The sequence below is a fragment of the Spiroplasma endosymbiont of Polydrusus pterygomalis genome (assembly GCF_964030635.1).
GTDB lineage: Bacteria > Bacillota_I > Bacilli_A > Mycoplasmatales > Mycoplasmataceae > Spiroplasma.
In genome coordinates, this window is sequence record NZ_OZ034909.1 from 171,598 (window position 1) to 192,207 (window position 20,610).

25 protein-coding genes and 1 pseudogene are annotated in these 20,610 nt (G+C 27.8%); 15 read left to right on the plus strand and 11 right to left on the minus strand.

Annotated features, from left to right (window positions below):
- The first annotated feature begins 18 nt into the window (after positions 1-18).
- The 6 genes and pseudogenes from dnaK to ACQH23_RS01090 all read left to right on the plus strand — a co-directional run.
- On the plus strand, positions 19-1,803 hold the full coding sequence (dnaK, locus tag ACQH23_RS01065) for a molecular chaperone DnaK (RefSeq protein WP_425378596.1): 1,785 nt from the start codon (positions 19-21) through the stop codon (positions 1,801-1,803).
- 68 nt (positions 1,804-1,871) lie between these two features.
- Positions 1,872-2,987, plus strand: a complete 1,116-nt coding sequence (gene dnaJ, locus ACQH23_RS01070; protein ID WP_425378597.1) for a molecular chaperone DnaJ — start codon at positions 1,872-1,874, stop codon at positions 2,985-2,987.
- A 433-nt stretch (positions 2,988-3,420) separates the two neighbouring features.
- Positions 3,421-3,684, plus strand: a complete 264-nt coding sequence (locus ACQH23_RS01075) for a hypothetical protein (protein WP_425377654.1) — start codon at positions 3,421-3,423, stop codon at positions 3,682-3,684.
- A 14-nt stretch (positions 3,685-3,698) separates the two neighbouring features.
- The gene (locus ACQH23_RS01080; RefSeq protein ID WP_425378598.1) at positions 3,699-4,022 is read left to right on the plus strand and encodes an IS3 family transposase; all 324 of its coding nucleotides are present in this window, start codon (positions 3,699-3,701) and stop codon (positions 4,020-4,022) included.
- A 299-nt stretch (positions 4,023-4,321) separates the two neighbouring features.
- Positions 4,322-4,882, plus strand: coding sequence for a UPF0236 family transposase-like protein (locus ACQH23_RS01085; RefSeq protein WP_425378599.1), 561 nt, complete (start codon positions 4,322-4,324; stop codon positions 4,880-4,882).
- Positions 4,883-5,383: 501 nt separating this feature from the next.
- A pseudogene (locus ACQH23_RS01090) lies at positions 5,384-5,491 on the plus strand (IS5/IS1182 family transposase); the annotation flags it as partial.
- Between the two features lie 190 nt (positions 5,492-5,681).
- Here ACQH23_RS01090 and ACQH23_RS01095 read toward each other — a convergent pair.
- Both ACQH23_RS01095 and pgsA read right to left on the minus strand, forming a co-directional pair.
- On the minus strand, positions 5,682-6,485 hold the full coding sequence (locus tag ACQH23_RS01095; RefSeq protein ID WP_425378600.1) for an SDR family NAD(P)-dependent oxidoreductase: 804 nt from the start codon (positions 6,483-6,485) through the stop codon (positions 5,682-5,684).
- Positions 6,463-7,179, minus strand: a complete 717-nt coding sequence (gene pgsA, locus ACQH23_RS01100; protein WP_425378601.1) for a CDP-diacylglycerol--glycerol-3-phosphate 3-phosphatidyltransferase — start codon at positions 7,177-7,179, stop codon at positions 6,463-6,465. Before pgsA ends, ACQH23_RS01095 begins: the two co-directional genes overlap by 23 nt.
- Positions 7,180-7,675: 496 nt before the next feature.
- On the opposite strand from pgsA, the gene ptsP reads away from it, so the two are divergent.
- The 3 genes from ptsP (at position 7,676) to ACQH23_RS01115 (ending at position 11,476) form a co-directional block, all read left to right on the plus strand.
- Positions 7,676-9,412: a phosphoenolpyruvate--protein phosphotransferase gene (ptsP, locus tag ACQH23_RS01105; RefSeq protein ID WP_425378602.1), complete on the plus strand. Its 1,737-nt coding sequence runs from the start codon at positions 7,676-7,678 to the stop codon at positions 9,410-9,412.
- Between the two features lie 677 nt (positions 9,413-10,089).
- On the plus strand, positions 10,090-10,836 hold the full coding sequence (locus tag ACQH23_RS01110) for a 4-diphosphocytidyl-2C-methyl-D-erythritol kinase (RefSeq protein WP_425378603.1): 747 nt from the start codon (positions 10,090-10,092) through the stop codon (positions 10,834-10,836).
- A gap of 316 nt (positions 10,837-11,152) precedes the next feature.
- A complete protein-coding gene (locus tag ACQH23_RS01115; protein ID WP_425378604.1) occupies positions 11,153-11,476 on the plus strand; it encodes a hypothetical protein in 324 nt (107 codons plus the stop codon).
- Between the two features lie 12 nt (positions 11,477-11,488).
- Here the strand turns inward: ACQH23_RS01115 and ACQH23_RS01120 are convergent, their stop codons facing one another.
- On the minus strand, positions 11,489-12,439 hold the full coding sequence (locus ACQH23_RS01120) for an IS30 family transposase (RefSeq protein ID WP_425377887.1): 951 nt from the start codon (positions 12,437-12,439) through the stop codon (positions 11,489-11,491).
- A 57-nt stretch (positions 12,440-12,496) separates the two neighbouring features.
- On the opposite strand from ACQH23_RS01120, the gene ACQH23_RS01125 reads away from it, so the two are divergent.
- Complete coding sequence (locus ACQH23_RS01125; RefSeq protein WP_425378605.1) at positions 12,497-12,835, plus strand: hypothetical protein; 339 nt, start codon at positions 12,497-12,499, stop codon at positions 12,833-12,835.
- 28 nt (positions 12,836-12,863) lie between these two features.
- Entirely contained in the window at positions 12,864-13,361 is a 498-nt protein-coding gene (locus tag ACQH23_RS01130) for a hypothetical protein (protein WP_425378606.1), read from the plus strand.
- 137 nt (positions 13,362-13,498) lie between these two features.
- Here the strand turns inward: ACQH23_RS01130 and infB are convergent, their stop codons facing one another.
- Genes infB through ACQH23_RS01160 form a run of 6 tightly spaced genes read right to left on the minus strand, consistent with a single transcriptional unit; the run spans position 13,499 to position 17,885 of the window.
- Complete coding sequence (gene infB / locus ACQH23_RS01135) at positions 13,499-15,352, minus strand: translation initiation factor IF-2 (RefSeq protein WP_425378607.1); 1,854 nt, start codon at positions 15,350-15,352, stop codon at positions 13,499-13,501.
- Between the two features lie 23 nt (positions 15,353-15,375).
- Complete coding sequence (locus ACQH23_RS01140; protein WP_425378608.1) at positions 15,376-15,681, minus strand: L7Ae/L30e/S12e/Gadd45 family ribosomal protein; 306 nt, start codon at positions 15,679-15,681, stop codon at positions 15,376-15,378.
- Positions 15,682-15,683: 2 nt separating this feature from the next.
- Positions 15,684-15,959: an RNase P modulator RnpM gene (gene rnpM / locus ACQH23_RS01145; RefSeq protein ID WP_425378609.1), complete on the minus strand. Its 276-nt coding sequence runs from the start codon at positions 15,957-15,959 to the stop codon at positions 15,684-15,686.
- 19 nt (positions 15,960-15,978) lie between these two features.
- Positions 15,979-17,412, minus strand: a complete 1,434-nt coding sequence (gene nusA / locus ACQH23_RS01150; RefSeq protein ID WP_425378610.1) for a transcription termination factor NusA — start codon at positions 17,410-17,412, stop codon at positions 15,979-15,981.
- The gene (locus ACQH23_RS01155; protein ID WP_425378611.1) at positions 17,396-17,569 is read right to left on the minus strand and encodes a hypothetical protein; all 174 of its coding nucleotides are present in this window, start codon (positions 17,567-17,569) and stop codon (positions 17,396-17,398) included. Before ACQH23_RS01155 ends, nusA begins: the two co-directional genes overlap by 17 nt.
- Positions 17,570-17,582: 13 nt before the next feature.
- The gene (locus tag ACQH23_RS01160; protein WP_425378612.1) at positions 17,583-17,885 is read right to left on the minus strand and encodes a hypothetical protein; all 303 of its coding nucleotides are present in this window, start codon (positions 17,883-17,885) and stop codon (positions 17,583-17,585) included.
- Positions 17,886-18,120: 235 nt separating this feature from the next.
- Between ACQH23_RS01160 and ACQH23_RS01165 the strand changes: the two genes are divergently transcribed.
- The 4 genes from ACQH23_RS01165 to ACQH23_RS01180 are packed head-to-tail and all read left to right on the plus strand — an operon-like array spanning position 18,121 to position 19,574.
- Positions 18,121-18,639: a hypothetical protein gene (locus ACQH23_RS01165; RefSeq protein ID WP_425378613.1), complete on the plus strand. Its 519-nt coding sequence runs from the start codon at positions 18,121-18,123 to the stop codon at positions 18,637-18,639.
- A gap of 5 nt (positions 18,640-18,644) precedes the next feature.
- Complete coding sequence (locus ACQH23_RS01170; RefSeq protein WP_425378614.1) at positions 18,645-18,905, plus strand: hypothetical protein; 261 nt, start codon at positions 18,645-18,647, stop codon at positions 18,903-18,905.
- Positions 18,906-18,950: 45 nt separating this feature from the next.
- A complete protein-coding gene (locus ACQH23_RS01175; protein ID WP_425378615.1) occupies positions 18,951-19,337 on the plus strand; it encodes a UPF0236 family transposase-like protein in 387 nt (128 codons plus the stop codon).
- 18 nt (positions 19,338-19,355) lie between these two features.
- Positions 19,356-19,574: a hypothetical protein gene (locus tag ACQH23_RS01180; protein ID WP_425378616.1), complete on the plus strand. Its 219-nt coding sequence runs from the start codon at positions 19,356-19,358 to the stop codon at positions 19,572-19,574.
- Positions 19,575-19,846: 272 nt separating this feature from the next.
- Here ACQH23_RS01180 and ACQH23_RS01185 read toward each other — a convergent pair whose 3' ends face one another.
- Entirely contained in the window at positions 19,847-20,347 is a 501-nt protein-coding gene (locus ACQH23_RS01185) for an IS3 family transposase (RefSeq protein ID WP_425378617.1), read from the minus strand.
- A 14-nt stretch (positions 20,348-20,361) separates the two neighbouring features.
- Entirely contained in the window at positions 20,362-20,535 is a 174-nt protein-coding gene (locus ACQH23_RS01190) for a hypothetical protein (RefSeq protein WP_425378618.1), read from the minus strand.
- Between the last annotated feature and the right edge of the window lie 75 nt (positions 20,536-20,610).

Here is a 20,610-nt window from a genome sequence, read left to right on the forward strand (position 1 = left end):
AGAGGAAGAAATTATATTATGGCCAAAATTATTGGGATTGATTTAGGAACAACAAATTCGTGTGTTGCGGTGATGGAAGGGAAAGAATTTAAAGTTTTAGAAAATCCAGAAGGACAACGAACAACACCATCAGTTGTTTCATTTAAAAATGAAGAAATTATTGTAGGAGATGCTGCTAAACGACAAGCAGTGACAAATCCAAATACAATTAGTTCAATTAAAAGAAAAATGGGAACAGCGGAAAAAGTTCATGTAAATAATAAGGATTATACTCCTGAACAAATTTCTGCGGAAGTTTTACGTTATTTAAAACATTATGCTGAAAAAAAATTAGGACAAAAAATTTCAAAAGCAGTTATTACTGTTCCAGCATATTTTAACGATGCACAACGTCAAGCAACAAAGGATGCTGGGAAAATTGCTGGGTTAGATGTTGAAAGAATTATTAATGAACCAACTGCTGCTGCCTTAGCGTATGGAATTGATAAAGTTGATAAAGAACAAAAAGTGTTAGTTTTTGACTTAGGAGGAGGAACTTTTGACGTTTCAATCTTAGATTTAGCAGATGGAACATTTGAAGTTTTGTCAACTGCGGGGGATAATCATTTAGGAGGAGATGACTTTGATGAAGTTATTATTCAATGAATGATTGATGAATTTAAAAAATATAATGGGATTGATTTAAAAACTGACAAAATGGCAATGCAACGGTTAAAAGAAGAAGCAGAAAAAGCGAAAAAAAATCTTTCTTCACAATTACAAACTGAAATTGCTGCTCCATTTATTACTGCGCGTGATGGTAATCCATTACATTTAAACTTAACATTAACAAGAGCAAAATTTGATGAAATGACAAAATCACTTGTGCAACGAACAATTGAACCAGTTCGAAAAGCCTTAGCTGATGCAAAATTAAAACCAAGTGATTTAGATCAAGTTTTACTAGTTGGAGGAAGTACGAGAATTCCGGCTGTCCAAGAAGTTATTAAACATGAGTTAGAAAAAGAACCAAATCGTACAATTAATCCAGATGAAGTGGTGGCAATTGGTGCCGCAATTCAAGGGGGAGTTTTAGCTGGTGATGTTAAAGATGTCTTATTATTAGATGTTACACCATTATCATTAGGAATTGAAACATTAGGAGGCGTTTCAACAGTCTTAATTCCTCGTAATACAACAATTCCAACATCAAAGGCACAAGTTTTTTCAACGGCCGCTGATAATCAACCTGCCGTTGATATTCATGTTTTACAAGGGGAACGTAAAATGGCAGAGGATAATAAAACTTTGGGTCGTTTCCAATTATCAGGGATTGATCCTGCCCCAAAAGGAATTCCCCAAATTGAAGTTAAGTTTTCAATTGATGTTAACGGAATCGTATCGGTTGCGGCAAAAGATTTAAAAACAAATAAAGGACAATCAGTTACAATTACCAATGGTGGTGGTTTAACAGAAAAAGAAATTCAACGAATGGTTGATGAAGCAGAACAAAACAAAGATAAAGATGAACAAAAATTAAAAAACATTGAACTACGCAATAAAGCAGAGTCATATATTACAACAATTACACAAGTTTTAGAGGGCAATAAGGATAAAATGGATCCTGAGCAATTAAAAACTTCAGAAGAAATGGTTAAAGAAATTAAAGAATTGTTAGAAAAAGAAGACTATGCAGGATTAGAAGCCAAAATGACACTGTTAGAACAAGCAATGGCTGAAGCTTCAAAATTTATGCATGATCAAGAAGGTGACCAACCAGAACCAGAAGTTACTAACAATGATGATGAAAAAAAAGATAAATAAGACGATAATGATGACTAAAATTATTTTAGTTATCTTTTCTTTAAAAGAGAAAGCAGAAAGATGGTAAAATGGGAAAACGAGACTATTATGAAGTATTAGGTGTTAATCGTAATGCCACTGATGATGAAATTAAACGTGCTTTTCGGCAATTAGCGAAAAAATATCATCCTGATATTTCAAAAGAAAAGGATGCCGAAGTAAAATTTAAAGAAGTTAATGAAGCTTATGAAGTTTTATCAGACCCCAATAAACGCCGTAATTATGATCAGTTTGGCAATGCGGGAACTGATCCAAATGGTTTTGGTGGTTTTGGTAGAACTGCTGATTTTGAAGATATTTTCTCTGGTGGTTTTGGCGATATTTTTGAAAACTTTTTTGGTGGTGGTAAGAAACAACGCGGTTTTAGCAATCAATCTATTAAAGGGGAAAATATTGCCGCTCGTGTTGTAGTAACTTTAAAAGAACAAATGTTTGGTAAAACAGTTAAATTAGACTTAAATATTGATAAGAAATGTGAAGGTTGTGAAGGAACGGGAGCAAAAGATCCGAAAAAAGACATTCATACTTGTACATCTTGTGATGGTTATGGCTATGTTAATCTTGAACAACGGAGCATTTTTGGTATTATTCAGTCGCAACAACCATGTCCAGATTGTAAAGGACGGGGGAAAGTTATTACCAATAAATGTTCAAAATGTAAAGGGCAAGGGCATTATCGTGGTAAAGAAGCCGTTGAAATTGAATTACCAAAATCAATTTATGAAAATCAACAAGTCCGAATTCGTGAAAAAGGAAACTATGGATTAAATAATGGCCCTCGAGGTGACTTGTATCTTGAAATTTTAGTCAAATCGAATAGATACTTTAAACGGGTTAATGACAACTTACATTTAAATTTACCTGTTTCGTATTTAGATGCCTTATTAGGAGATGAAATTAAAGTTCCAACTTTTGATGGTGATGTTCATTTAAAATTATCATCAAATACAAAAACAAATAGTATTTTTAATATTCCCAATCGTGGTTTTTTTAAATCACCAACTTCAACAAAACGGGGGGATTTAATTGTTAATGTGATTGTCACAATTCCAACAAAATTGTCCCCAGAAGAGAAAACAATTTTACAAAAATTAAAAAATAGTAGTTCGTTTAAAATTACCGATGATTTCTATGAAGATTTATAATTGAGCAAGTAAAAGTTTTAATTATGTTATTAATCTATAAATTATAATATAAAGGAAAAAATCAACGCCAAAAGGCGTCTTTAATTTTGTCGAAAACTATTGATAAAGTCAAAAACCCTTATAAAATATAGAAATTTGTAAAAAGTCCATTTTATCAAAAACCCAATAAAATCAAGGTTTTGTTAAAATATAAAGATTTTTCTACAAAATTAAAAAAAGGCGTTGATTTTTTTAATGCAAAGAGAGAATTATTTTATGTAGTTATTCTTCGTAACTAGGGGAAAAATAGTTTTTATCAAATTATTTGTAAATTACAGGGAAGAATATGTAAATAATTTGATAACAAGGAAAGCGCCATTTAGTAGACTGCACCCAAAAAAGTAAGTAAAGAAAAAAAGTCTTTGCTAAACTTTTAAAGGAGGTGCATTTTTATATGGCAAGAAAAGGACAAAAATTTAATAAATATACAGCAGATTTTCGAAAAAGGATAGGACAAGAGGTTAAAAATAATAGTATAAGTTTTATTGCAAAAAAATATGCAATTAATAAAAAAACTGTTGCTTCATGGTATGAAAATTTTAAGAAAGGGATTTTAAACACCAATAAAGGTCCAAAAGAATCATTTGAAAAAAGAGATTTAAACTATTACAAAGTTAGGTATGAATTACTAAAAAAGCTTCATGACTTTTACAATTAAATAAAAGAAAAATTGTGTTTTTTATCAAAGAAAACCTTAATAAATATCCACTAAATTTATTACTTGATGTAACAAATTTAAAGCGTAGTTATTGAGATAAATATAAAAATTATTCAAGTACTGGTAAGGATAGTGAACCATTAAAAAATATTGTAAAAGTCTATGAAGAAAATTTAAAACAATTTGGTTATCGTCGAATTACCAAATATTTAAAAGAAGATTATGGCATTGTTTATAATGCTAAGAAAGTATTACGAATTATGAAAGAAAATAATATTCAAGCTGAATATGTAAAGCGTATGCGTAGAAAAATATTAATAAAACTGATAAAAAAATAAAGGTACCTCATACTTTATATATTCAAATTGATGGAACTTATTTAAAAATTTGAAATGAAAAGAAAAAATTAAAAGAAAAAATAAAAAAACATAGTATATTTTCAACTGTTCATACTGGATTTGATAAAGCAAAATCAACTAAAAAAAGACCTGTAATTGCAAATAAATTAGGTGTTATAGAACTAGATAATATTCCAGAATATATTAAAAAAAATAGTAAATTAACTAATTTTGTTAGTAAATTACTTACATTAATTACAAGTTATTATGATATTAATGACAATATTGAATTTATGGTATTGGGTGATGGTGCACCTTGAATTAAAAATATTGCAAAATTTATTCAAGAATATTTCCCTAAAAATAAAGTACATTACACGATAGATAAATTTCATCTTGCAAGTAGATTTAAAAAATTATATCCTTATCAAAGTAAAAACAAGAAAAATAAAGAAACATATCATAAAGCAGTTGATTATTTTTTTAATGCTAAATATGAAGAATTATTAGAATGTTTAGAAAACAGCGCTTCTTTTATAAAAGAATCAAAAATGAAATTCTTAAAAGAGACAATTAGATTAATTAAAAATAATGAAGAAGGCATCAGAAATCAAACATTATGAAATAATATTGGTTGTCATATTGAGGGTGATATATCACATTACTGTAAAGGTGTTTCGGTTAAAAAAGCAACTTATAATGAAAAAACTCTTAAAAATAAATTAAATACTAGTATGATAAATTTTAAAAATAAAATTAATTTATTTAATACTAATGAACCATTAGAAGAAAATAGAATTAATTATTCAGTTAATAATTTTGTAAATAATAGTTTACAATCAAACTTATATTTTTATTAATTTTATCTAATAAATTAAATAACTTTAATAAACATTTATTTTTGTCGTGGAAAAATTTAAAAAAATAGAAAAATATATTGACAATAAAATTAAAAGTAATATAATCTAAATAAGTAAGTGGTATATTATTCCACAATTTCTAAGGTATTAATTAAAACCCTTAAATAATACATACAACCTTAATTTTTTTTATTTTTGTTAGTATCGCAAGAAGTGTATTATATCATAAAAAACAAAGAATATGATTTTTTTTAATTTTGTCGAAAACTCTTGATATTTTAATAAAACGTTTATTTTATTGGGTTTTTGATAAAATTTATTTCTTGCAAATCTCTATATTTTATAAGGTTTTTTGCCTTTATAAAGAGTTTTCTACAAAATTAAAGGAATGTTTTGATTCCGCATAAAAAAACAAAGCAAAAACATTTTCAATAACGATTATCATTTGTGAAATTAGTTTATTATGCTGTTTTTGTTCGTTATTTAAATGTTTTTGCTATCCTTAAAAAATTTAAAATTATTACTGAAAAATATCGCAATCGTAGAAAAAGCTTTGCTTTAAGATTTAATTTAATTGCTTCAATCTATAATTTTCGATTGTTATTATAAATAAGACAAGAAGTTGAATGAAAATTAACTTTAAATAATAAAATCATTTTTTGTTGTGTCAAAATAATGCATCTCTTATAAAGACTATAAGAATTAAATTAATAAGAGGTATAAATTCCTATTTGTATTTTTTCTTTATGAATTAATCTGCAATGATTATCATATTATCGCAAGAAGTATATTGTTGTTTCTATTTTCGTTTTCTTTGATAATTATAGACTGATGTTAACACTCAACTTTGAGGACTCCATTTTGTTAATTTCTTAACAATCTTATTAATACTCTCCGTTATAATATAATTTTTTCGTTTTACTTTTAAACCTTTTACGAGGCTTTTGCGAGCATAAGTAGACGTTTTCATTACTTTGACAGTTGAATGATATTTGGCATTGTGTTGATTGCTACTTCGATTTCAAAAATCAGTTTTTAAAGGGCCAGGGCATAAGGTAATAACCCGTACTGGTGACTTTGTTTTCTTTAACTCAGTATTAATTGCCACGCCTAAACTTCAAACATAAGCTTTTGAAGCATAGTAACTAGCAAAGACTGGGGCAGGGGTAAACGCCGCTAAACTGCCAATGTTTAAAACACGACCTTGGTTTTGTTCAATAAATCGTTGCACAAAAATTTTTGTTAAAATATGTAACGCTTTAATATTTAAATCAATCATATTCATTTCTTGTTCTAAACTAGATTCATTAAAGTAACCTCAAATCCCATATCCAGCATTATTAATTAAAATTGTTACATTATCTGTTTGTACCTCATTAAATAGTTTTTGACAATTTGCTAAAATACTTAAATCATAATTAATCATTTTAATTGATTGGGATGGATATTTTTTTTGTAAAGTAGCAACCGGGGTGGTGTCACGAGCAACTGCAATAACATTATAGCCAAGTTTTAATAATTCTTCGCAATAGCAATAGCCTAATCCTTTACTAGCCCCCGTAACAACAGCTCATTCTAATTTATTTTCCTTTTTCTGTGCCATTGGTTTCTTGTACACTTTCTAATGTTGGTTTTTTAATAACTGTTATATAAAATAATGTTTTTCGATTTAAGAAAATATAATTACCAGCCGTCGCTAATGATAATACTGTTGCTAAATACATTGGAATCATAATAATTTGGTTTACTCATCCAAATTCATCTCATTGTCCAGTTTGTAAAAAATGACCATTAAACATACGAAAGCCAACAAAAAATAAAATTATCATTCCAAACATTTCCATTGCTGCGCGAATGCGCCCTAATTGATTAGCAGCCATTACTACTTTTTTGATTGCTAAAATTTGGCGAACAACATCAATTACAAAGTCTCGGGCAATTAAAATTACAACCATTCAAATTGAAATAATGTTAGCACATGCAAATACAATTAAAACAGTATTTGTTAATAATTTATCGGCAATTGAATCAAAAAATTTCCCAAAGGTTGTAACTTGATGATATCGACGAGCAACATAACCATCTAATAAGTCAGTTAAACTAGCAATAATAAATAAAATTCCAGCAATTAAATAACTAATTGGCAATGAATAAATAACATTGTTTCCTTCAATTACTAAGCGTTGATTTCAGCCATTATACAATGAACTATTTTCAAAAGGAACAATTACCATTAAAACAATAATAACTGGGATTAAAAAAATCCGAATTAATGTAATACGATTAGCTCAATTCATTTTATGTCCTCTTTTCTAAAACTATCTTTGCTTGATATGTTAATATTACTTACATATTATATTATATAAATGCTTTAATTTTGTAGAAAACTCCTTTAATTTTGTCGAAAAATCTTGATATTTATAAAATATCAAGATTTTTCGACAAAATTAAAGAAACTTTTTCATTATACTTCTTGCGGTATCTTATTATTTATGCTTAAAAAGCAATTAAAATTTTTAAAAATGATTATTTTAAAGTTTAATTTAATTTTTTTAATTTGTAAATTTTTTTATTTTTGTTAGTATCGCAAGAAGTCTAATAAATGAAAGTTTGTAAACCTTTTTATTAATACTTACTAAACGGGGTGCAGTCTAGTGAGTCTACTAGTCTATTGATGGTTTTTTTATTTTATCAAGAGTTTTTACAAAATTAAAGCTTTAAAATGGAACAAATTCCTCATTTTCGGTATATAATGAAAATAGTTTTAGTAGAAAGAAGTGAGGATTTTTTATTATGTCAAAAAAACTACACGGGATAGGTGCTAGTAATGGAATTGCGATTGCAAAAGTTTTTAAATTAGAAGAACCAAAATATGAAATTTCAAATAATACGGTTTCTGACCCAACAAAAGAAATTAAAATGTTAGAAACAGCAATGCAAAAAACAAGTACAGATATTGAAAAATTACAAAAGATTGCTTTGGAAAAATTAGGGGCAGAGAAAGCGGCGATTTTTGAAGCACACAAAGAAATATTGCATGATCCAGCAATGATTGATGAAGCAAAAAACATGGTTAGGAATAATAACAATAATGCAACGTATGCAATTCATACAGTTGCCCAAAAATTTATTACAATGTTTGCCGGGATGGATGATACATATTTTAAAGAACGTGCTGCTGATGTTAAAGATGTAACGGACCGTTTAATTAAGTGCCTTTTAAATGTTCTTCCAGTGTTAGATTTAACAACTATTAATGAAGAAGTTGTTATTGTTGCAGAAGATTTAACACCCTCCCAAACAGCGCAGTTAAATCCTAAATTTGTTAAAGGATTTAGTTGTGATATGGGGGGAAGAACTAGTCATACGGCAATTATGGCGCGTAGTTTAGAAATTCCAGCTGTCTTAGGATTAAAAGATGTTACAAAACAAGTTAAACATAATGAAACAATTATGCTTGATGGAACAACGGGAGAAATTATCTTAGATCCAACAACAGCAGAAGTTAAAGAATGAACAACCGCAAAAGAAAAGTTTTTACAATTGCAACAAGAATTATTAGCATTTAAAGACAAACCAACTATTTCCAAAGATGATTATAAAAAATTTGTTTTAGAAGGAAATATTGGGGCGCCAAAAGATATTCAAGGGGTTTTAGATAACGGTGGCCAAGGAATTGGGCTGTTTAGAAGTGAATTCTTATACATGGATAATGATCATTTTCCAACTGAAGATGAACAATATGAAGCGTATAAAGGTGTATTAGAAGGAATGCAAGGACGACCAGTTATTATTCGAACATTAGATATTGGGGGCGATAAAAAATTATCGTACTTTAAATTTCCCAAAGAAATGAACCCATTTTTAGGTTATCGTGCTATTCGTCTTTGTTTGGATAAAACAGATGTTTTCCGTACACAATTGCGGGCTTTATTACGTGCCAGTGTGCATGGAAAAATGGGAATTATGTTTCCAATGATTGCAACAATTGATGAATTTAAAGCCGCTAAAGAAATTACTTTAGAGGAAAAAGCCGCTTTAATTAAAGTAGGATATAAAGTTGCGGATAATATTGAAATTGGAATGATGATGGAAATTCCAGCAGCAGCAATGATAACTGATCAATTTGCTAAACATGCTGATTTCTTTTCAATCGGAACTAATGATTTAATTCAATATACAATGGCAGCTGATCGTATGAGTCAATTTGTGGCATATTTATATCAACCATATAATCCGTCTGTTTTACGCTTAATTAAAACAATTATTGATGGCGCACATAAAGAAGAAAAATGAGTTGGAATGTGTGGCGAAATGGCGGGAGAGGAACAAGCAATTCCGCTTTTAATGGGAATGAAATTAGATTACTTTTCAATGTCAGCAACAAGCATTTTAAATGCTCGTCGCATTATTAGTAAATTAGAAGTTTCAGCAATGGAACAATTAGTATCAGAAGCATTAGCAGCAGAAACAGCTGATGAAGTTTTAACATTAGTTGAAAAAAGAACAAAATATGCTTTAAACGCTTAAAATTTTGTTAAAATAACACTATAATTATATATAGTGCACATTCTCAGTTATCTGAAAATGTGCAATAATTATATATAGTGTTTTTTTTATTAAATAGGTGGTTTGTATGAATTATTTAAATGTCCAAACAAGTATTAATATCCCGCTCCCAGCATTGATTTGCTTTAGTTGTTATTTTTACTATATTATCGTTGCTTAGTGGTGGATGATATTGATGACAACGTCGGAAAGATCGACATAATGTTAAAAACGATAGTTTTAATGTTAACCAAAAAACGACCATTCGGGCTGCCTTTCAAAAAAATAAGTATTTAATTTTATTTTTAATATGTTTATTTTGTTTAATTGGGGCGATTCTGTTGTTAGTTAAAGAAGTGGCCGGTTTGCCATTGTTTTAAAAATAGGGCTTTAATTTTGTCGAAAACTCTTGATAAAGTCAAAAACCTTGATTTTATTGGGTTTTTGATAAAATGTATTTCTTGCAAATATCTATATTTTATAAAGGTTTTTGACTTTATCAATAGTTTTCGACAAAATTAAAAAAAATTACAAATTAAAAAAATTAAATTAAACTTTAAAATAATCATTTTTAAAAATTTTAATTGCTTTTTAAGCATAAATAATTAGGTATCGCAAGAAGTATAATGAAGTTAAACAAATTAAGGGAGAATTGTAAAATGAAGATAAAGTCATATGGTAAGTTTAATTTAATCTTAGAAGTTTTTCACAAAAATAAGTTAAAAAAAATGCACCGCATTCAGAGCATTATTTTTCCTTATCAGGAAGAATATGATTTTGTTGAGGTATTACCATATCAAGGTCAACAGACAATTTTTACTTGTAATAAGAAAGAACTTGATTTACATAATAATACTATTTTAGATGCTTATCATAAATTTATTGATATATTTCCAAAATTTAAATCAACACCAATTCATATTCATTTAACTAAAAATACAACAATTGGGTCAGGTCTGGGCTATTCTGCAAGTAATGCCGTGGCAATGATTAAACTTATTTGTAATTTTTTTAAAATTAATTATTATTCTAGAAAAATTAAAAAATTAATTCGAAATCTTAGTTCCGATGCATTATTTTTTTATTTTGAAAAACCAGCAATAATATCAGGATATGGTAATAAAATTAAGTATTTAACAACAAATAAAATTAATAAATATCAGATTATAAATCTTAAAATTATTGATTCAAAAATCTCATCAATTACTAAATATGTTTATCATGAATTTGATCATAATTATCAATACTATAAAACAAAGAAAATAATTAATAATCTTTACTTTAATATGTTACAACAACCAGCTTTTAAAATTAATCCAAAATTAAAAAAATTTTATATTGCTTTAAAAAAAGAATATCAATATGTCATGTTATCTGGAAGCGGGGGCGCTTTTATTGTCTGATAATTTAATTTTAAAAGTAGACTGCACCCCGTTTAGTAAGTATTAATAAAAAGGTTTACAAACTTTTATTTATTAGACTTCTTGCGATATTAACAAAAATAAAAAAATAACCAATTAAGGTTATGCACAGTTTCAGATAACTGAGAATTTTAATTAAAAAATGCCACCACTTCAATATGAAATGAAAGCATTTTTTAATTAAAATTCTCAGTTAAAAGAAACATTGCAAGTTTAGCAAAGACTTTTTTCTTTACTTACTTTTTTGGGTGCAGTCTAGATTTATGGCATTGTTTATAATGCTAAGAAAGTATTACGAATTATGAAAGAAAATAATATTCAAGCTGAATATGTAAAGCGTATACGTAGAAAAATATTAATAAAACAAAATAGAAATAAAAATATCATTAAATATCCTGATTTAGTAAATCGTAATTTTAATGATATTAAAGAAAGATTTTCAATTTTATTTACTGATGTAACTTATTTAATTTGAAATGGTAAAAAACATTATCAATCAACAATAATTGATGGATATACTAAAGAAATTATTGATGTAAAATGATCAAAATTTAATAATAACAAACTTGTAATTGATAATTTAAATGCTGCAATTAATAAAATTAAAAAAATAGCCAAATTGTAAAGTTAAGTGCAACTAAATTATTTTTCTAACCAAATATTCGATTGGCGAAAGATAATTTAGTATTTTTCTTGGTCTTTGGTTTAAAGACAATATAAATTTATGAACTGCATTTTTAGTAGTATTTGAAAAATTAAATTTTTTAGGAAATTTTTCTCTAATTAAACCATTAGTATTTTCATTAGTACCTCTTTGTCAGGGTGAATATGCATTAGCAAAATAAATTTTCACATTTAAATTTTTTTCAAGTTGTTGTCAATTAGCAAATTCTTTACCACGATCAAATGTTATAGTCTTAACAAGATTATTTGGAAGAATTGATAAATAATGGCTAATATTTTCGTTAATAACTTTAGTAGTTCTATTTTCAACTAATATTGCTAAAGTAAATCTTGATGTTCTTTCAACTAAAGTTATTAAACATGATTTACTTTTACCTCGTGATGATACTACGGTATCACCTTCTCAATGACCAAGAGTTACGCGATTATTAACATTAGCATTTCGTTCTTTAATTGATTTACCATTAAATTTACCCCGATTTTCTTGATATTTTCGTTTCTTACCTTTTCTTCTTAAATTTTTATTAGTAACTTTTTCAAGTAATCCAGAATAAATTCAATTGTAAATTGTTTTAAAACTAATAATTCATTCTTTATGAAAATTTTTAATTCTGCCATAAATTTGTTCGGGTGATCAACCTAATAATAATTTTTGTTGTACATATTTTACTAATTCTCTATTTTTAAACTTATGAAAATAAATATGTGATTGTTTTCTATTTTCTGCTTTATTTTGTGCAATTAATGAAAAATAATGATTATTATCTTTATTTCTATTAACTTCTCGAATAATAGTACTAATACTTCGATTAAGATTTTTAGCTATTTCACTAATTTTTATTTTAAACTTCAATTGATTCTCAATATAAATTCTTTCATCTATGCCAAGATGTTTATATCCCATATAAAAACTCCTTGCTTTATTTTTTCTAAAATAAACTTAGCATCATAAAATTTTTATATGAGATTTTTTGCAATTTTATTTACTTGCACTTACAAGTATAATTCAGCAATAAAAAAAGAGCTAAATAAAACAATAATTCATTCAGATCACGGATATCAATATACATCTAAAGATTATAATAGTAAATGTTTAGATAACAAAATTATAATTTCAATGGGTAAAAATTATCATTGTGCAGACAACATTATTATTGAAAGTTTTCATTCATTACTTAAAAAAGGAACAATCCATAATAAAAATTATAAATCTCATAATGAATATATTAATGATGTTAAAAAATGAAATAAATGATATTCAAACCAAAAAGAAAAATATATAATAAATGAAAGTTTGTAAACCTTTTTATTAATATTTACTAAACGGGGTGCAGTCTAACATTATTAAAGAAATCCATAAAGGTAATTTTAAAGATAAATTTAATAAACGAAAAACTCATCTTGATCCATTTTCCACTAACACTAAATGTTGTATTCAAATGGCAGTTGATACTAATAATAATATTTTTGTTCAATCCACTAATACCAAACTATTACAAAAACAGTGAATTATTAAAAATATGAATACAAAATTAATTAACAAAAATTCCATTATTATTTCTGATATGCAACCATTATATTTATTAGTAGCAAAACAAACAAGTTCTACTTTATATGCCACTAAAACTAGGACAAATCCTGATGCCAGTTATCGAAAATTAAATAAAATTAGTAAATTACAAGCAAGTCTTAAAGAATCCTTAATTCATTATCATGGTTTAGGTTTTACTAACATTCAAAATTATTTAAATCTCTGAAAATGAAAATACCAACACAAAGGTTTAACACCAAACCAACAAGCAACGGTATTATATTTTAACATCTAAAAAAGTTAAAGAACAATAATAATATTCCACCAAATTCGTTTTCAAATTGTCATATTGATTATTTTTTTGTCTTTATCAAGAGTTTTCTACAAAATTAAAGAAAATAACATAAAAAAACCATAAAATAAAAAAAGCCGTTACTTTGTAATGGCTTTTTCAGTATAAGCTTCAATAACATCTTGCTCTTTTAAATCATTATAGTTTTTAACTGTTAAACCACATTCAGCACCATTCTTAACTTCCTTAATGTCATCTTTAATATGTTTTAAAGATGCTAATTCCCCATTATAAACAATAACGCCATCGCGTAACACGCGCACGCGTGATTTACGGGGAATAAGACCATCCGTGACATGACAACCAGCAATTGTTCCAATATCGGAATGACGGAAGATTTGACGGACTTCTGCTTGGCCTAGAACTTCTTCGACCATTTCCGGATCTAACATTCCTTCTGCGGCGGCAATAATTTCCTCAGTTAGTTTATAAATAATCGTATGTAAGCGAATTGCGACTCCCTCATCTTCGGCTTTTTTACGGACATGGGCCGTTGGTCGCACATTGAAACCAACAATAAAGGCCTGACTAGCTAGCCCTAATGTAACATCACTTTCCGATATTCCGCCAACAGTTGCTCGTAAAACATTAATTTTTACGCCCGGAATATTAATTTTTATTAAACTTGACTTCACTACTTCAACTGTTCCTTGGGTATCCGCTTTTAAAATGATATTAATTTGTTTTAATTGGCCATCTTTAATTTGAGCTGATAAACTCTCTAACGAGAAATTTTGATTTTTATAACGTTTATTCATCGTATCAATTGTTTTTCGTTTTAAAGCTATTTCCCGGGCTAGTTTTTCATCCCGAAAGACTATAAAACGGTCTCCGGCATTAGGGACTTCATTTAAACCATGAATCATAACTGGCGTTGAAGGTCCCGCCGATTTAATTTTTTTACCACTTTCATCGGATAAATCACGAACAAAACCAAAAGTATACCCAACAACTAAGGCATCTTTAATATTTAATGTTCCTGATTGGACCAATAATGTTGCCACTGGTCCTAAACCCCGATTCAAGTGTGATTCAAGGACGGTTCCTAACGCAAAACGATTTGGATTTGCTTTTAATTCCATTAAATCAGCCATTAATAAAATGGTATCTAACAATTCATCAATTCCTTGTTTTTGTTTGGCACTTCCTTTCACATAAGGCGTTGTCCCTCCTCATTCTTCAGGTGTTAATTCTTCTTGCGATAATTGCATTAAAATATTATCTAAATTTGTTCCTGGTTTATCCATTTTATTAACAAAGACAATAATTGGTACACCCGCGGCTTTGGCGTGGTCAATTGCTTCTTTTGTTTGCAACATCACCCCATCATCAGCCGCTACCACTAAGACAACAATATCCGTTACCGCACTTCCACGGGCACGCATTTGGGTAAAAGCTTCATGGCCAGGAGTATCAACAAAGGTAATCTTTTCCCCATTTTTCGTTTTTATTTGATGCGCCCCAATATGTTGGGTAATTCCGCCATGTTCAGTACTAACAACATTAGTATTTCGAATTGTATCTAGTAAGGTTGTTTTCCCATGGTCAACATGCCCCATAATTGTTACAATTGATGGGCGTTTTTCTAACGATGCGAGATCATCATTAACTTCAAAACTCTCAATTAAGTTTTCGTGCGTTACTGATTTTTCTCGTTTAAAATCTAACCCAAAATTCAAACATAACTCCCCTAATTGTTCCTCGGTTAAAAAAGTATTTTGATTTAACATCATTCCTTTACTAAAGAAATATTTAATAATATCAGTAACAGGTTTTTTAATTTTTTGGGCAAATTCAGCAATTGTTAATGCTTCATCATACACAAAAACCCCTTCTTTAATATGGGCTTCAACCGTTTTTAATTGTGATTGAATCCGATTGCGTTGATTTTTCGCTAATGATTTTTTATTTTGTTTGTTCTTTTGGTTACTCATCTGTCCCTCCTCCTTTTTGATTTTTAAGAATTATTTAATAATGTTAACAACCTTTGGGCAAGATGTTGATCTTTAATTCCTATTGTTTTAACATTATTCATTCCTAAAGCTTGTTGGGTTAAATTGAAATCAAGGCACCTAAAATAAGAAATATGATAATAAAAACATCTTTGTTCATATTTTTTAGCTTGCGTTGGGCCAACATCAACACTAGTTAATACTAAATAAACGGTTTTTTGTTGAATCGCTGTTAATAACCTAACTCCCGTAATGAGGTTACCGCCTCTTTTTGCTAAACCAAGATAACTATATCCTTGTTGTGGTAACATTGTTAATCTCAACCTTCGCTAATTTCACGATATAACATTTCGTAAAATTGATTATTTAATTTTGTTTTTAATGCCCGCTCTAAAGCATTACTTTTTTTTGCTTTTTCATAAATCTCTAATGTTGGTCGTAAATAAGCACCACGACCATTGGCCTTCCCGGTTGGGTCAATAATAACTTCCCCGTTTGGTGTCTTAACAATTCGTACCAATTCTTTTTTTGGTAACATTTGTTGTAAAACAACACATTTTCGTAAGGGAATTTTTTTGTGATTTGCCATCTTTCTCCCTCCTCATTAATTATTTATCTTGATCGTAATAATCATCATAGTCTTCATAGTTAATTTCATCATCTTGATTTTCAAATTGTTCAGTTTCAAAATAAGAAATATCTTCTTCAATTTCATTGGCTAATACCGCTGGGGTTGTTTCGGTTAAATCATCAACATTATAATTTTCTTCATCCAAAATCAGCGTTTCTTTTGCCATTTGCTCTTCAATAATTTCAAATTCTTCAATTGGTAATCCCGTTGTGATTGTCACAGGTTTTGGGGTAATTGCTGTTTTTGGTTTAATTTTATCTTTTAATTTAACTTGTAAAGCCGTAAGTTCCTCGGTGGTTAAATTACCATTTCATAAAATTTCAATTTGTTTAGTTAACGCTTCATTGTAACTCATAATATTTAGTTTTCATTTCGTTAACTTCGCAACTAATTTGGCAGCACTACCACATTTCCCAATTGCTAATGATAATTGTTCGTCGGGAACAACAACATCCGCTTCTTTTTCTTCTTCATTAGTTATAATTGAAATTACTTTTACTGGTGATAATGAGTTAATAATAAATTGTTGACTATTATCATTATAAATGCAAATATCAATTTTTTCATCTTGTAATTCCGCTGTTATTTTATTAATCCGGCTTCCCTTGCTTCCAACACAAGCTCCAATTGGATCAATATTATCATTTGTACTATAAACCGCAATTTTACTACGACGCCCTGGATCACGGGCAATTGCTTTAACATTAATTACTTGTTCAAAAATCTCGGGAATTTCGCGTTCTAATAAACGATATAAAAAATCATTGCTTGTTCGAGAACCAGTAATTTGGCCGGCATTTTTTGACTTAACAACATCTTCGACTAAAAAGGTAATTACTTGGCCAACTTCAAAATGATCAGAAAAGATTAAATTCTTGTGGGGAATATAAGCAAATGTTCGTTCAACTTCGACTAATAGGTATTTTTCTTCCGCAGCAATGACAACATCAGTCATTAAATGCCCTTTTTGGACAATATATTCATCAAATATTGAATCCTTTTCGGCTTCTTTAATTTGTTGTTTAATAATTTGGCCAACTTGGAAAATTGCTAAACGAGAAAATTCTTCAGAGTTAACTGGTTCATAAACTTTATCATCAATCGTAATTTGGTCCCCGTATTTTGCTTTTGCTTCACTTAATCCAATTTCTAATAAGTCATCTTCAACTTTTTTGACAACAGTTAATTCTTTGTCAACTTTAATTTGTCCTGTTTTTTGATCAATATCAACAACAATTGTTGCTTCAGGATCAAAATGTTTTTCATAAGCCTTTTTAATTCCTTCTTTAATTGATTCTAAAATTAAATCACGGCTAATTTGTTTTTCACTAACAATTTCATCAATTGTTGTTAATAATTTTTCACCATCAATCATGCTATATAATGTTCCTTTCTTAAAATTTAACCGCACAACGCGCAAATTTAATATTTATATTTTGATAAGTTGTTTGTAAGGTTTTACGAGCACCTTTTATAAAATAAGTAACATTAAGATTCTGTTCCTGATAAACCATTGTTAATTCACCAATAACATCAGTTAAATTATTGACTTTTTCCTTAAATTCCAAATAAACATATGCATTAAGAGTTTATTGTAATTCATTTCAATCTCGTAATGGTCGTTCCCTCTCCTGGTATTGAAACTTCTAACAAATACTCTTCTGAAAACAAATCAAGATTATCAACCAGATGATTAATCTCTTCGCTAATAATTGTTAACCGATCTAAATCAAGTCCGGTTGTTTGATCTTCAATTAACACTTGCACAACATTTGTTTCAAATTCTTGTAAAAAATTAATGGCAAACAATGTTAAGTTTTGCTCGGTTAAGTAATTCGCTAACGCAGTTCTTAATTGTTGCTCCTGTCGTATAAATTGTTCCATCCAACACCGCCCTTTCTTAATCAAACATAACTAAATTTATGGCATTAAAGAAAGAGCACAATTGTGCTCTTTCCTGACCCTTTTTAATTACATTATCATTATAATCCTTTATTAATAAAAAGCAAGCATATTTTTTAAATCCATTTTAAAGATTGCGTTGCCAAAGTTGGGGAAAATAAAAAAGAAAGTTTTCAGTATAATTAAGTTTGAAAAAAATTAGAAAGAAAACTATCCTATGAATATTATAACTAGAATCCAAGAGTTTTTAAACGAAAATAATAACTCTTTTATTGATTTAATTAATGAAATTAGCCCCAATATCCCTATTACAGCACTATTATCCTATTTAAACAATGAAATTAGTTCTGAAGCTTGAATACTATTTAAAAATATTTTTGAATATATTGATAACTATATTTTTAATAAGGACTGACGCAAAGCACGTTATATTCCAAAAGGATTTTATCAACGAACTTTGGTTTTTCGTAATGGTGAAGTTACTTTTAAACGAGGAAAATATATCTTAAAACCAGAATTTCAAGTGGCAAAAAAACCAAAAACGGTCTTTTTACTTGATATTCAATTAGGGATTGAAAGTTATCAGCGACTTGATTATGATTTTTCGTTAGAAATAATCAGCAAATTAGGCATAAATTTTAGTTATCAAGATATTTGTAATATGTATCGGAATGCTAACATAACAAAAAAACAATTTTTAACCTTATTAAACGGTTTGATATTAAACATTTGTTAGAACTAATGCTAGATGAACCAGATACAAAACTAAAACATGATGGGGTTATTTATATTGAAACCGATGAAGCATATCGCAATGCTATTAGTTATCAAATCAAAAAACGATTAAAAATTAAGAAAAGAATCCGTTTAACCGTCTTTCATACTGGTTATAAAGATCCTAAAACAATACGAAAAAAAATGCATAATGTCAAATTTCTAGTAACAATGACTAATGAAGTTAAAAAAATTAACTCTAAAAAATACTGACAAGGAATTAAATAATTTATTAACTTAAATTATGAATCACCCGAGACAGATAAAATTATTGTGCTTGGTGATGGTGCACAATATATTTCAACGGTTGAAAAACACATCAATGTTGAATTTATCATTGATCGTTTCCATGTTATTAAAAAAATTAAAGATTGTCTCCGTGGTCCACGATATTATAAACGTTATTTATTTAATAAAATTAGAAAAGCAATTCTAAAATTAAACTGAAACAAGGTTACAAAATACCTTGAATGAGCTTATCAGCTTGTTAAAACCGAAGAAGCGAAAGGAAAGTTACAAGAAATATCTAATTATTTAAGAACATACTATGGAGCAATTCAAAAATGAGAATATCAAGAAAATATTGGTTGTCGCATTGAAAGTTATATTGCTCGAATTATTAAAGTAATGTTTCGTTCAAAACCAAAAATATTTAATTAAAAAACGATTTACAAAGTAATGTTATTAAAACAATTGACAGCTAATGGGATTAATCCCTTTCAAGAACTAACAGAAATTAAAAATCTTCAAGTAAAAAATGAACAAATTACTTGAAGATGAATATTTAAAAAGATGAATAATCCAGAAGTTAAACAATATAACTTACCAATATTCACCGCTTCTACATTATCAAATACTAAAACTCTTTTAAAGAAAATAGTTTATAATTATTATTAGAACTTAATGCTGAAAACTTTTCCCCAACATTTTACACGTTACCCATTTTAAACGATTTCACTAATTATTAAGCGTTATTAATTCTTTTAATTTTGTCGAAAACTCTTGATAAAATAAAAAACCCTTATAAAATATAGAGATTTGCAAGAAATACATTTTATCAAAAACCAAATAAAATCCTGATTTTATTAAAATATCAAGAGTTTTCTAAAAAATTAAAATATTAATTTAATTTGCCAAATTGTAAAGTTAAGTGCAACTAAATTATTTTTCTAACCAAATATTCGATTGGCGAAAGATAATTTAGTTGCACTTAACTTTACAATTTGGCATTGATAATGTTTTTTACCATTTCAAATTAAATAAGTTACATCAGTAAATAAAATTGAAAATCTTTCTTTAATATCATTAAAATTACGATTTACTAAATCAGGATATTTAATGATATTTTTATTTCTATTTTGTTTTATTAATATTTTTCTACGCATACGCTTTACATATTCAGCTTGAATATTATTTTCTTTCATAATTCGTAATACTTTCTTAGCATTATAAACAATGCCATAATCTTCTTTTAAATATTTGGTAATTCGACGATAACCAAATTGTTTTAAATTTTCTTCATAGACTTTTACAATATTTTTTAATGGTTCACTATCCTTACCAGTACTTGAATAATTTTTATATTTATCTCAATAACTACGCTTTAAATTTGTTACATCAAGTAATAAATTTAGTGGATATTTATTAAGGTTTTCTTTGATAAAAAACACAATTTTTCTTTTATTTAATTGTAAAAGTCATGAAGCTTTTTTAGTAATTCATACCTAACTTTGTAATAGTTTAAATCTCTTTTTTCAAATGATTCTTTTGGACCTTTATTGGTGTTTAAAATCCCTTTCTTAAAATTTTCATACCATGAAGCAACAGTTTTTTTATTAATTGTATTATGTAAATTCAAGCAGCAAATTCTGTCTCTTGTTAGTATGATAATAACATCATTTAAAATAAATGCAACTATTTTTTTAAAAAAAAT